Source organism: Allocoleopsis sp. (genome assembly GCF_036703385.1).
In the GTDB taxonomy this organism is placed as follows: Bacteria; Cyanobacteriota; Cyanobacteriia; order Cyanobacteriales; family Coleofasciculaceae; genus Allocoleopsis.
Map to the genome: position 1 here is coordinate 19799 of NZ_DATNPA010000529.1, position 12946 is coordinate 32744.

11 protein-coding genes are annotated in these 12946 nt (G+C 44.0%); 4 read left to right on the plus strand and 7 right to left on the minus strand.

The window, feature by feature from the left end; all coding sequences use genetic code 11:
- Window positions 1–260 precede the first annotated feature (260 nt).
- The gene (locus tag V6C93_RS25790) at window positions 261–1400 is read left to right on the plus strand and encodes a DegT/DnrJ/EryC1/StrS family aminotransferase (RefSeq protein ID WP_333479529.1); all 1140 of its coding nucleotides are present in this window, start codon (window positions 261–263) and stop codon (window positions 1398–1400) included.
- Window positions 1401–1580: 180 nt separating this feature from the next.
- Here V6C93_RS25790 and V6C93_RS25795 read toward each other — a convergent pair whose 3' ends face one another.
- Window positions 1581–2330, minus strand: a complete 750-nt coding sequence (locus tag V6C93_RS25795; RefSeq protein ID WP_333479530.1) for a DUF561 domain-containing protein — start codon at window positions 2328–2330, stop codon at window positions 1581–1583.
- A 185-nt stretch (window positions 2331–2515) separates the two neighbouring features.
- Between V6C93_RS25795 and V6C93_RS25800 the strand changes: the two genes are divergently transcribed.
- Window positions 2516–3625 (plus strand): serine/threonine-protein kinase, encoded by a 1110-nt coding sequence (locus tag V6C93_RS25800; protein ID WP_333479531.1) that lies wholly within the window; start codon window positions 2516–2518, stop codon window positions 3623–3625.
- 186 nt (window positions 3626–3811) lie between these two features.
- Here the strand turns inward: V6C93_RS25800 and V6C93_RS25805 are convergent, their stop codons facing one another.
- The 3 genes from V6C93_RS25805 to V6C93_RS25815 form a co-directional block, all read right to left on the minus strand.
- Entirely contained in the window at window positions 3812–4372 is a 561-nt protein-coding gene (locus V6C93_RS25805) for a C-type lectin domain-containing protein (protein ID WP_333479532.1), read from the minus strand.
- Window positions 4373–5028: 656 nt separating this feature from the next.
- The gene (locus V6C93_RS25810) at window positions 5029–6081 is read right to left on the minus strand and encodes a fatty acid desaturase (protein ID WP_333479533.1); all 1053 of its coding nucleotides are present in this window, start codon (window positions 6079–6081) and stop codon (window positions 5029–5031) included.
- Window positions 6082–6290: 209 nt separating this feature from the next.
- Entirely contained in the window at window positions 6291–6539 is a 249-nt protein-coding gene (locus tag V6C93_RS25815) for a hypothetical protein (RefSeq protein ID WP_333479534.1), read from the minus strand.
- Between the two features lie 573 nt (window positions 6540–7112).
- Between V6C93_RS25815 and V6C93_RS25820 the strand changes: the two genes are divergently transcribed.
- Entirely contained in the window at window positions 7113–7691 is a 579-nt protein-coding gene (locus V6C93_RS25820; protein WP_333479535.1) for a DoxX family protein, read from the plus strand.
- A gap of 141 nt (window positions 7692–7832) precedes the next feature.
- On the opposite strand, the gene V6C93_RS25825 is transcribed toward V6C93_RS25820, so the two are convergent.
- Entirely contained in the window at window positions 7833–8117 is a 285-nt protein-coding gene (locus V6C93_RS25825) for a hypothetical protein (protein ID WP_333479536.1), read from the minus strand.
- Window positions 8118–8618: 501 nt separating this feature from the next.
- Here V6C93_RS25825 and V6C93_RS25830 point away from each other — a divergent pair.
- Window positions 8619–9548: a 3'(2'),5'-bisphosphate nucleotidase CysQ gene (locus V6C93_RS25830; RefSeq protein ID WP_349262843.1), complete on the plus strand. Its 930-nt coding sequence runs from the start codon at window positions 8619–8621 to the stop codon at window positions 9546–9548.
- Here V6C93_RS25830 and V6C93_RS25835 read toward each other — a convergent pair whose 3' ends face one another.
- On the minus strand, window positions 9549–11123 hold the full coding sequence (locus V6C93_RS25835) for a hypothetical protein (protein ID WP_333479538.1): 1575 nt from the start codon (window positions 11121–11123) through the stop codon (window positions 9549–9551).
- Window positions 11124–11644: 521 nt separating this feature from the next.
- Entirely contained in the window at window positions 11645–12343 is a 699-nt protein-coding gene (locus V6C93_RS25840) for a hypothetical protein (protein ID WP_333479539.1), read from the minus strand.
- Window positions 12344–12946: the final 603 nt, after the last annotated feature.

Genomic DNA, 12946 nt, shown 5'->3' on the forward strand with positions numbered 1-12946 from the left:
AAGCTGGTCAAAAACTCTTGAAACAGCAGCAATTCCAGCTCCTAATCTCTCTCTAGACTATTCTGTCAGATTCTCACGGCATGACCAGTTATGGAGGCAGGGAGGGGGGGTATAAACGAAATTTCCCGTGTTCCCACTCCCCAGTCCCTTGAAACAAATTGAGGATTTTAGCATTCTGAGGGAATAAGGAATGGGGATGCCTGGATTCCCTTTTGCCGCAAAATTTGGTTTATTTAAGTAAAAATTCTAGGTGTAAGCGAGTGAGAAATATTCCCCCTATTGACCTGAAGCGGCAGTACCAAGCTATAGGTGAACAAGTGAGTGCTGCTGTTCAGGACGTTTTGACCTCTGGACGTTACATCGGCGGCCCAATGGTCGAAAGCTTTGAGCAGCAGTTTGCGGCTTACATGGGTGTGAGTGAAGGTATCGCATGTAACTCCGGCACTGACGCCCTTTATCTGGCGCTACGAGCGTTGCAGATTGGCTCAGGGGATGAGGTCATTACAACGCCCTTTACCTTTATTGCCACAGCCGAGGTGATTACCGCTGTCGGTGCCAAGCCAGTGTTTGTCGATATCGACGCCCAAACGTTCAATCTCGACGTAAATCAGCTAGCGGCTGCGATCACTGACAAAACGAAGGCGATTATACCGGTTCACCTGTTTGGGCAACCGATGAATATGACCGCCATTATGGACATAGCACAGGATTACGGACTCGCGGTCATTGAGGACTGTGCTCAGGCGACGGGTGCAGAATGGTCGGGACAAAAAGTAGGAAGCATTGGACATATTGGCTGCTTCAGTTTTTTCCCCACTAAGAATTTAGGCGCTTGTGGAGATGGTGGGGCAATCATCACTAACGATAAGAGCATTGCTGCCACCATTCGCCAGCTGCGAGAACATGGCATGGTCAGCCGTTATTACCATGAAGCTACTGGCATCAATAGTCGTTTGGATGCTCTACAAGCTGCCATCCTCCTCACCAAGCTGCCTTATCTGGATCGATGGAATGATGCACGCCGTGAATTAGCCGCTACCTATCAGCAGCTGTTACAGTCAATTCCTGGATTGGTGCTTCCCCAAGAGCAGCCAGAGAGCCGTTGTGTCTGGAATCAGTACACCATTCGTCTGACTCAAGACAGTAGCAGTGGACGCTTTAGGGACGAAGTGCGGAACCAGCTCCAGAAGTTAGGGGTTACTGCAATGGTTTATTATCCTTTGCCCTTGCACTTGCAGCCCGTCTACCTGAAGTTAGGCTACCAAATGGGTCAGTTGCCAGTGGCTGAGCAAATTTGCCATGAAGTGTTAGCTTTGCCAATCTTCCCAGAACTTTCCTTTGAGGAGCAGCAACAAGTTGTCTATAGCTTGAAGGATTGCTTGGTTCTAGAACGAGTTTAGCGATCGCTATTACGGATTGGTGCAATGAGGTAAGGGCTGCCCTAATGACAGCCCTGCTAGACGGTTGGATAGCTACAAGGAGCATTTCGACATAGTGCATTCCTTAATTCAGCAATGCCTAGCTTTTAGCCCCCTGCCTCTCTCCTAAACAGAGAAAGAATCCAAAATTGATAGTGCGGCTTAGACGTGAACCCTCTGAGGACTAACCGTCGCCAAGGCTTCAACCAGACTGCGGACAACAGCGACCATTGCGACTTCGTTATCCAACTGATTGATGGCGGAACCGACACCAACACCGCTCGCACCGGCAGCAATTGCCATCGGTACAGTCACGCTGGATAAGCCGGAGGCACACAGTACGGGTACCGAGACAGCACGGGAAATACTGTAAGCAGCGGCTAAGGTTGGTGCAGCTTTTTCAATTAAGCCCAGGGTTCCGGCTGAGCGCGGTGTACTGCTGGTTCCGCCTTCGGTTTGGATAATGTCGGCTCCCGCTTGTACCAAATCTTCAGCCAGTTGCACTTGCCGATCTAAGGTCAGAATGTGGGGAACGGTTACAGACAGGGTAACGTGAGGCAGGAGCGATCGCGTTTCACGAGTCAGCGCCAACACTTCTTCGGCCTCAAACCGCCGTCCCTGAGCGTAAAAGCTATCAAAGTTACCAATCTCGATCAGATCGGCTCCCGCTTCAACGGCGGCAACAAATCGCTCGGCCTCTACGGCAGATACACAAATTGGCAATTTTGTCAAATCGCGTACCAACCTGACCAAATCTGGATCAGCAGCGATATCCACGAACGTCGCACCGCCTCGCTCGGCGGCTTTTACCGTCGCGGCAACGCGTTGGGCGTCAAAGTTATTCAAGCCGCTAATTACTTTAAGGACTCGGCTCTGGTCGAATGCTTTCTCTAAGGTCGGATGCATAGTCATAGTTGCTCTTCGATAGCCTTATTATCAACGAAGTAGGGCAACATGATTCAACTGTTGATATCCAGATAGATGCTGACTCCCTTTGCTGATACGATGATTCTTTCTTAATACCTTCGTGAAGGGGAAGACTTTTTCTTAGACTAAACGCATACTGGAGATGTGTATCATCCTGCTCCTGAAGACGCATGAATTTTGCACCCGGAAACTTGTCCTCCTTTCACTCTGATGTGTTGCAGCAAACACAGTTAGGTCAGCTGTGTGGTCAACAACAGCTATTTCGCGATCGCTATGAAGTCCTACGGATGCTAGGTAGAGGGGGTTTTGGTGTTACCTTTCTAGCCAGAGATGTTGGATTGCCGGGTGAACCTTTGTGCGTAATCAAGCAATTGTGCCCAAAAGTCACGGATGCTTCAGCTTTAGAGAATGCTCAAACCCGCTTTGAGCGAGAGGCAAAAATTCTCGGCAAGTTGGGGAGTCACTCCCAAATACCGAGATTGCTCGATTACTTCGTTGCTGATGGGGAATTTTACCTGGTTCAGGAATATGTGCGTGGTTCGACTGTAGCAAGGCTTGTCAGACGTTCCGGTTGTTTTTCGGAAGAATGGGTCAAAAACTTCCTGCGCGAAATGCTGGTGTTATTGCAGTATGTCCACAAGCAGCAGGTGATTCATCGAGATATCAAGCCCCAAAATATTATTCGTTGTCAGGATGATGGGAGACTTGTTCTGATTGACTTTGGAGCCGTTAAAGAGCTAATGGCTCAGGCGGGAGAGACCAGTATGAAAGCACCAACCACCCATTTTATTGGCACAGTAGGATTTGCGCCGCCAGAGCAATTTTCCCTGCGACCTGTGTTTGCCAGCGACATTTATGCTCTTGGTATAACTTGCCTTTATTTATTGACCGGGAAAGCACCCTTGGATTTCGATAGCGATCGCCATACGGGTGAACTACTCTGGCAAAATTCCGTGCCGGTGAGTGAACCCTTTGCTAAGGTTTTGAGCAAAATGCTCAAAATTTCTCTAAGTGATCGCTATCAATCGGTTGGCTCAATTCTGCGAGTACTCGATCAAGACTCCCCTCAAGACAGCCTAGCTACGTGTCTGTTGACTCGCTACCAACCCGCTCCAGAGGCAGCGGCACGCAAAAATGATTACACGTCTCAAAACCATCACTCTCCCGCTGCTAAAGCTGCGATCGCCATTCGAGACTGGAAATACCGGATGCAAGCCAGACAGCAGCAGCGTCAAAAGGATAAAATTAACAACCTTTTAAGTGAAAATAATTCTCAGTAAAATCAGTCTTTACCTTATCCAGGCAATAATACTTGCCAGGATGCAAGATTTTTAATCATCAGGTTCCCTGCAAAAATAGTGGGATGGGCTTTCCGGCTCATCCCACTTAGGGTGATCTAAATTCTTATGAGGTAGGCATCCTGCAAATCTAAAATCTAATATCGCTCGTTAATTGCCTTGCAAAACTTATTTAGAATCTCTAGACTGACAAGCTAGCTCACTCTCGTTATCGAAAATATGAGTCATTTTGCCGATACAATCTTTAACGATTTCGACGATACCGCGAGATTTAATAAAACTATTAGCTAAGTCGTTCCATTGTCCGTTGTTCTGCCAATTCATAACAACATAGTTCTCGCCTCCAATATATTGTCCTCCGAAAAATTGAGCATTGTTGGGTTCGTAGGGAGTCCAATTGGTGTAAGTAACCTCTTCTCCACTAGCCCACCTCCAAACACCTTCAGTTTGTTGATCGGTCAATCCAATCCAAAAAAGTTCAGTGTTTCCAAAAACATCTAAGAGCCACTTTTGTTCCTCAGTATTGTTGATTGTGACTAGATTTCCACCCGCTGCAACAGCCTGTGCTTGAGCTTCAATCCAAGTTAATGGAGCATCAGTCAAAAAATATTCATTTCCGGTAGTCGGGTTAGTAAATGTAAAAGCTTGAGCTGCCGCTCCCACTCCCCAAGACATTAATACTGTTGCAACAGCTACTGATAAGTTTTGCCAGCGTTGGTTGGATTTCATAATACTCACTACCCAAAAAATAGAGCTGATTTTTCAATAAGAAATAAATAATAATTTCTGACCCTTTATCTGAGATTATTTTTTATTTCTAAGGTACAAAATATTGATATTATTCAATTTAATGACCTCTGAAATCAGTTCTAACTTCTTGTTAGTCTCTTTTCCTAGAGCGATATGCTTTTGTTGACCTAAAGTTTAACCTAAAGGCGGATTTGTAAAGTGATTTTGAATTTTACGAGGAACTCTCCTGCTAGAGATTTCGTCGGCTTGAACTATTATTGATGAGTTGATTTTTTCGTTATTAGTGAAAAATAGACATTGGGGTCGCTGTCAATCTTTTTATCTAGCTTTGCGACTACTCTCTCGACAACGCTACTGCTATCTGCTAATGCGCACACAACCTTGAGAACACAAAATCAGTCTGATGCTTTAAAATTCATCTCAATTAATGAGGAACTTCTGAAGATGGCAAAGATTTTCAGCCAAATGGTTATGAGCCCTTGATGTGTGAATTTATCCTAAACTGACGGTTCATATCCGCCATGCTGTACTAGATTTCCCAGAAAATGATAAAACAACAAGCACCTTTTAGTTGACAAAAATACTAAAAGGTGCATGTGGCTCATTCTTAAGACTTGATTGTGAAGAGATATAAGCTAGAGTTTAGCGCGATAGTCCATAAAAGACTGATAGTAATTATCTGCCCTGTGAAGGTGGCACTGGTCTGTAATTTGCTTCATTAAAGACCAGGAGAAACGACACTCATAAAGTTTGTCACCCCAATTTTCCTTGAGAGCGCTATGAGCCAGTCGCAAATTATAGGAAGGAATCGCGGTGGAAATGTGATGGGGGATGTGGACGTTGATGTCGTGGCAGAGAAATTCGACCCAACGGGGATAGGTACAATGGACGGTGCCAAAAAGCTGAGCTTGGGCCTCATTCCACTCACGAGTTGGGGTGAAAGGAATGTCAGGTGCTGTGTGGTGAACGATGGTGAAGGTACTCATCCAGAAGTGGTACACCATCCAAGGCATGAGCCAAAATTTGACGAATCCCCAGATACCCGTTGTAGCAATCAGTAGAGGAAATGCGATCGCCGCAAAACCGAGTGTAACCAACACCGAGAACTTGACTTGAGAGCGGCGTTTGCCCTGAAACTGATTCCACTTAAAGTGCATCAATGACCAATGGGCGATCGAACCAATCCACCAAAATCGACCCCGGATTATCTGGTAAAACCACTGCACCCAACCAGGACTGCTGGCATAAAACTCTGGTGTAAAGGGGTGCCATGCATTGTCTTCTTCCAGTTTATTGGTATGAGCGTGATGGTGATTGTGTAGCAGTCGCCAGCTGTGAAAGGGATAAATCAGCGGTAGAAAGGCCAAATGCCCGACAAGGTCATTCACCCAGCGCCGATTTGCAAAAGAGCGGTGCCCGCAATCATGACCAATTACAAAAAAACCGGTCAACGCTGTACCGGTAAAAATCCATAAAGGGGGTAAAAGAAACCAGGGCACCACCGCCAAACCCCAGTACCCCAAGCAGACCATTAAGACATTCACGAGTACCAAAGTCCAGGCTTTACGACGGTTCTTGGTAAAAACCTCTCGCGGTAAGGTGTGCAAAATGTCCTTTAATCGCAGGGAAGTAGCGGTCGCTAGGGATGCTGAGTTGGAGCCTGTTTCTTTAATTGCCGATATAGTCATGAAAAAATTGTTTTCTCCAGGGTCAGTGTTGGTAGAGGACGCATGTTTAATCACACCAAAATACCCGCCAGGATAAAAGACCTACTGGCAGGCAAAGCTTTTAATCTGCCCGATCTTCGAGTCAGAGACAAAAAGTGCTATTACACCCAGAGCGCTGCTGAGGGTGATAAACAGTTCTACTGACGACAAAATCTTCTATTTTATTATCCCTAATTCCCGTTGTCCGAGTTCACTGGTGAGCCTTGCCGTTGCTGCTTCAGGATTTGTAGCTGCTGCAATAGAGATTCAACTTCTGCTTGCAAATGCAGGTACTTGACTTGCTGGTCAGCCTGATACAGAGATTTCATCAATGCTAGCAGGCGGGGGTTTTCAGTTACGGCAGCCCTTGAAGTTCTCATGGCTTGAGAGTTACCAACCGGACGAGGGGAATCGATGAGACTAGATAAACGAGTTGACATCAGCCGTTAGGTAGTTATATTTGCTTACTCACACCAACGGACATTGTAGCTTGAATGTCAAGGTTAGTTAAGTTTAATGTGTCGATTTTCTGACTGGTTTCATAGCGATCGCACTCCATCATCGTTCATGTTTGCCTAGATTGCCGATTCATTAATAATAGTAGCGGCAACCCAGAATTGCGTGCCCCGTAAGGATTTGATGGCTTTTTCCGATAGCTTTGAGCCCCTACGGAAAATCGTCTTAACCTGATGATTAATGAACCGATGCTCTAGCCAATAGCAGCGCCCCTTAGTACCAGCGCGGGCGCTAGCCCTTCACCTTCCCTAAAAGCTTCTGTCACAGTAGTTCTCTGCATAATTAATAAAACTTATATTATTTATCATTATTACTTGTAGCTATTTCAAAAGGATGAATTTGCTGTAATGCCTATGCTCTGGCTAATATCAATGATTTTTAGCAACAGATTTGGCTAAAAAACTTGGAAACGAGTTTCCAAGTTTACAAAACTTAATTAATATTCTTAATATAGGTATACAAATTACTCATCTCTACTTTTTCTGGAAATAACAATAATGAATACTACCGATCGCCTCACAGCTTACCTAGCAGCTGTGTTGAAACCTCATGTGTCCGCCAATTCGTGGTCTCAGGTGAGCTGGACGGTTCTCCGAGTCGTTGCTGGATTAGTAATGATTCACAACGGTTTGGATAAGTTGTCCAATATTGAGAGCTTTGCCGAGGCTTATGTCTCTGTCATCGGCTTGCCCTTTCCCATTTTCTTCAGCTACTGCGCGGCTTCTGCTGAGTTGATGGGCGCACCGTTGCTGGCATTGGGTCTTCTGACTCGTCCTGCGGCTGCGGCATTGCTATCGACGATGCTAGTGGCGATGTATCATCACATTCTGGTCGCTGGTTTCAGCATTCCTTACTTGGAACTGTCCATGCTTTATGCAGCCTGCTTCCAGTTATTCTTGGTGTATGGTGGCGGACAGTATTCCGTTGATGCTGTCCTGGCTAACCAGTTGAATACTAGGGTAACTGCGGGTGTGCTCAACTCTATTACTCAGAAACGGGAACAGCAAGTTGAGTCCTTAGAAACCTCTTACCAATCGTCAGATTCAAATAAACAAGGAATTTCAGCCACCAAGTAAAGCACTTGGTCGTCGCGATCGCTCATTTTTTAGCTTGGTGAGTCAATTTGGGTGTACTTGTTAGAGGGCAGTAGCTTTCTCAAGATACACCCAAACCCTATAAGTAAGTTTTCTACTATGAGCAAACGTTCCTATATCCGCTCAAGCCTTGATTTTGCTGAAATCAAGGGGAAACGTGACAATCGAACTATTATTATTCAAAACTGTAATTTTTTTAGCCAACCTGAGTCTGGCAACGGGTTCTGCGATCGCTAAACCGGCGTCCACAATTGCAGCAACAGCCTCTGGATTAGGGCAGCGAATATACAAAACACCCCAACGTCGGAAGACTTTGCAAATGCGTAGAGCTTCAAGCTGCCGGAGTTCTTTAGGTTCCTCCCGGTAGAAGTCCAATATCAATTGAGCTAGTTGGCAAATGCGTTTCATAATTGTCAATCCTTACAGTGATTTCTTCCGAGCAAAATGAGCTGCCAACCCAACAAATAAGCTTCAGTCCTCCCAGAGTCAGGCAAGCTACAGAGAAATATTGCTGTAAGCATTACTCAAGTTAACTGAACTACTGTCTCAGTTAACTTTCGCTGGAGCTGAAGCTATCTGGTTCTACTAAATCCATTGAAGCGTGAATTCCCTGGGTGAGCGTTGGGGTGAAAAAACATTTAATAACCGCTCCATGAGGGCAAATCCTCGTAAAGAGTGCATAATCTTGTTGTGCTCAGCTTTTGAAAGATTTCGACCTCATTTTTTTAGTAACGCTTTCTTATAAGTTCTTTAAAAAACTAGACAAAAACCTGTGTTCACAGTGTCGGAATCACCCAAGGCAGGCGTGTGATAGAAAAGTCAACTAGTATAAGAGCTGAGCTTCTGGACTCTTGTTAAGTACTCTAACAAGGCTCAAGCTAAGACTGTTAAACGTATCGGGAGAAGTAAGTGACCGTGTTGCAATATTCGGGCGATGGGCAGTATGAGGGGTTAGAAGAAATTGTCGCGATCGCCCGTTCTGTGGGTTGGGGTGCTGCTGACATCCTACGTTCCTTTTATCGCGGTCATGCCAATGACAGCAATTTAGACATCCAAGAAAAAAAAGATGGTCCCGTTACAGCGGCTGATGTGGCGGCAAATCACTACATCCTGGAAAAACTCCATGCAGTTTTTGGTACAGAAAATTTCGGCTATCTGAGCGAGGAAACCTATAAATCCCTGTCGGAGCAATCCAGAGAGTCCCTAGTACATACTCCTTGGGTATGGATCATTGACCCATTGGATGGAACGCGAGACTTTATTGATAAGACGGGTGAATATGCCGTTCACATTGCCCTAGTTTATCAAGGAAGACCCGTAGTAGCTGTGGTCGCATGGCCTGAAGCCCAGAAGCTGTATTACGCTACCCTTGGCGGCGGCACTTTTGTGGAAACACAGGATGGTGTTACTACACCTGTGCAGGTATCACAACGTGAGGCGATGCCGAAGGCGGTTAACGAAGCGACCATCGCAGATTTGTCGGTGGTCGTCAGTCGCACCCACCGAGACGAACGGTTCAATCAATTATTGAGCCAGTTGTCCTTCAAAGCAAAGCACTACGTTGGTAGCGTAGGTTGTAAGATTGTCACCATCATTGAACAGCGGGCAGATGTTTATATTTCTCTCTCCGGAAAGTCTGCTCCTAAAGACTGGGATATGGCTGCTCCAGAATTAATTCTCACCGAAGCGGGGGGACAATTTACCCATTTTGATGGCACACCCTTAATGTATAACCAGGGAGATGTCAATCAGTGGGGTGGCTTAATGGCCAGTAATGGCACCTGTCACCAGGAGTTGTGTACTAAAGCTTCCCAATTTTTGGCAAAGATAGATGAGTGATTAAGTTTTTATTACAGGGCTGACCTCATATAAATAGTATTTCTCGTTAAAAATCAAACTTTTAGTGAACTTTGATAAGGTCGATACTCTTAAGTCAGCCCTTGCTATTTTGAGTTCATGGTTCAGGATGAGGAGAATAGTTGTAGGATTTTGTTGAAGGAGTTGGCTAACTTGCTCTAAGACAGCAGTAGCATCAACTTCTTTCCTTTGACTATTGAATAGCACAAAGCTGCCCAGACTCTGACGTTCTGGGTAATAAATTTTTCTATTTAAATAACCACATAAGGGAGAGATAGTAGCATCGCGGCTCCCAATGATAAACATTTGCTCTAGATGTTGGCTTTGAATATATGTGGCAGCTGCTCGGCTAGCCGAGTAGGGAACTACTAAATCTCGACCAAAGGCAACCAACCCAGCTGCTAACTGGGCAAAGAGAATTAGTATAAGAAAGGCTGTTTTATACTTTTGGACAAACTTGAGCCAAGTTGTACCGATATTTTGTAAAACTCTTACTCTACTGGTAAAGGGTTGAAGCAAAAGATTGGATTTTGGATAATAACTGGCAATCCATAAGGAGGCAATTAATACAATATATAGGTGTCCGTAATGTCTGGCTGAACCCAGAAATTTAACGTAGGTAAATAGGACAATTTTTGAAGTAGCAACTATATAAATGAAGCAGGCGATCGGCTTACGAATTAATAGAGTTGAGGCAAAAAGAAAGAACACTAGAGCCAAGGCCGCAAACAGAAATACTTCTACACTTGAATCACCGGGAATAAGAATGACAATGTAACTATTCCAAATCCTGATGAGTGCTTTGGCTAAATGCCTAATGTCAAAGTGTAACGTCCATCCCGCTAGTCCACCCTGTAAAGTACTGTCGCTAGGAGGAACGAGTTGTGCCAGGGAGATAGCAATACCCAGCAAAAAGACAGTTAAGCTACAGACTAAATCAGTGCGGCTAGCTAGGGTTGCGATCGCTAATTGTTTTCGTAAGCTGTACTCTAAGATTAGCCCTAATCCCAGAGCTATAGAAATAAAGAGGCAATAGGCATTGGAGTTAGCGAGAAGAAACAAGAGTACTGATAGTATAAGATAACTTTTTTGCCTGGTATTATATAAGGCACAAAAAGCAAAAATTATCAGTAGGCCAATAGCATAATTTCTACTAATAATGAGATATTCATAAAATGGCAGGTATCCGAAAGTAAATAAGATTTTCTGCAATTGAGTGAAGCTAGAATATTTCAAGAATATATAAATAGATCCACTAGCTATCATTAAGTGAATAATTTGCATAGCTAATGGATTATGAGTAAATTGATTAAGTAGATAAAGGCAGATGTACCATAGTCCTGGATGTCCTTCGTATTTGATATTCCGGAATAGCTCAGCGAGGGAGTTACTATCTCTAGCAACCAACCAGGGATTCAGTTCATCACGCCACATTGCATGATTAAGAATTCCTGCCAAACCTAAACAAAGAAATATTAAAAATATTGATTCAGAAGAAGTAATATATTTTTTTAAAAAAGTAATCGAGTTATTGGTTGTTGGTTGAATTGATTTCATTCCGTTATTGTAGATAGTGAGACAGTGCAGACTTCCCCATAAACTGGAAATCGGAAGCATGTCACCTTTAGAAGTTGGGTTGAGGTGCCTTCCCTCAACTCTCTAGCTGGCTTTTTGGGTTTCACTTACGCTCAACCCAACCTACTTGAGTGCTGTTTGCTGGCACTGACATGCTTCCTGAAAATGTAGCTTTCCTTGGAACACAAAAACACAGAAGTTTGCTCTCCACGTAGCAAACTCTCTGCTGTGATATTTAGGTTTATAGAAGCTTAGCAGAGAACTTTCCAAACTAAAAATATGAGAGTGATATCGAGTTGTATTTAAACGTATCACTCTCTCTTTCTCTTTCTCTTTCTCTTCCTCTTACCTTATCGTCCTCTGTGACTCTGTGGCTTGTTAAATTTTACATTAGACTGCAACCCAGTATGAGGCGCTTCAGGCAATCGCAGCCTAGAAAGGAACGCTACCACCGATGCCGAGCATCAGGAAACAATGAGGGGTAATTGACTTATGCTCGCAGCTTACCTGTATTGTCCCTGCAATATCTGCTCCTGCTGTTTCAGAGGGTTCACATTCGGATACAAAGACTCAGAGCATCTGAAGACAAACCAGGCAATTACGCTCATGACTAGCATTTCACCCCCATCTTCCACAAGGACTAGGAGAGGTTCCATAGAGGAAAACCTTAGCATACTATGAAGCAGATCTACTGCAATCCCCAATGCAGCGAGAGCAAAAAGCATTATAATCAAATACTTGGATGTCTCCCTGGAAATGCGGCTACCAAAACGATAGGCGATCGCAAGGAAGAACAAGAAAAATAAACCTACACATGCCGACACAATAACTTCGCCAAAATCTACCGCCCGCAAGTTGAACACAGGCAGTAAACGGAGTCTTTCGCTTGCGATTTCACCTAAATTTTCGTGGATAGCGAAAAAATCATCCAGTAACACGTAAAAGAACAGCAGAGACCAACCCAGATACAGAAGAGACCGCTGTTTTATAGCCAAGATACCCAACAACAGAAAAATCCAATACTCTTTTATATATTGAAATATTTCTGCATATCCTCGATCTTCCTGGATAGAGAAATATTTATTGGAAACGAAGTCAGTGTTCAGGTATAAAAGATGAAGAATAATAAAAACTAAATCTGTAGCTAAAAATAAATAAAGCAATCGACTTGAGCTGTCTTTTATATCAAGTTTCACTGGCATGATTCTTTGATTGTTTTTCTGGTATCGAGAAATAGACCAGATTACCTAAGTAAGTGGACATTTAGCAAACTGAAAATGATTTACCTTCAAACTCTAATCGAAGGCAGCCAATTAATGTTTCTCTGGCTATTGGGAAATTTCTACGTGAGTTATTAATAAATGATTGAAAATAGATTAATTGAAAGTTAAGAGAAAGTTAATCTAACTTTAGATACATTTCCTGAAAGCTTTCTATACACGGGAGCCGAGAAGAGTGGAAAAGACCTTTCACCCCTTTTTTTACTTCGAGTAGAGAAAAATGCAAAGCATTCGTGTATAGGGCTTTTGCCCTTCTCCCCGAAATTGGTGGCACGAATGCTTTGCCCCTACAAATTGGCTGTTTGGGAATATTCTCTGATCAAAGTAACAAAAGAGGGTTCATACCAAGTTGCGTTCATACATAGTACTTTCTCGGCCCCTGATCATCCTTGCCTTGTCTCTCTATCTCCTATCTTTGACTGCAACTTAGTACCACTAAAGTTTCCGAACCCCCTGTCCCCTATTTAAAGGCGTAAGCTTTTCTTAGAAGCGCTCGGCAATCACAGCATAGAAAGGATCGCCACC

Coding starts and splice junctions, on each gene's coding strand:
- V6C93_RS25835 (WP_333479538.1), bottom strand. CDS start 11,123: ATGAAATCAATTCAACCAACAACCAATAACTCGATTACTTTTTTAAAA.
- V6C93_RS25820 (WP_333479535.1), top strand. CDS start 7,113: ATGAATACTACCGATCGCCTCACAGCTTACCTAGCAGCTGTGTTGAAA.
- V6C93_RS25805 (WP_333479532.1), bottom strand. CDS start 4,372: ATGAAATCCAACCAACGCTGGCAAAACTTATCAGTAGCTGTTGCAACA.
- V6C93_RS25810 (WP_333479533.1), bottom strand. CDS start 6,081: ATGACTATATCGGCAATTAAAGAAACAGGCTCCAACTCAGCATCCCTA.
- V6C93_RS25815 (WP_333479534.1), bottom strand. CDS start 6,539: ATGTCAACTCGTTTATCTAGTCTCATCGATTCCCCTCGTCCGGTTGGT.
- V6C93_RS25840 (WP_333479539.1), bottom strand. CDS start 12,343: ATGCCAGTGAAACTTGATATAAAAGACAGCTCAAGTCGATTGCTTTAT.
- V6C93_RS25795 (WP_333479530.1), bottom strand. CDS start 2,330: ATGACTATGCATCCGACCTTAGAGAAAGCATTCGACCAGAGCCGAGTC.
- V6C93_RS25800 (WP_333479531.1), top strand. CDS start 2,516: ATGAATTTTGCACCCGGAAACTTGTCCTCCTTTCACTCTGATGTGTTG.
- V6C93_RS25825 (WP_333479536.1), bottom strand. CDS start 8,117: ATGAAACGCATTTGCCAACTAGCTCAATTGATATTGGACTTCTACCGG.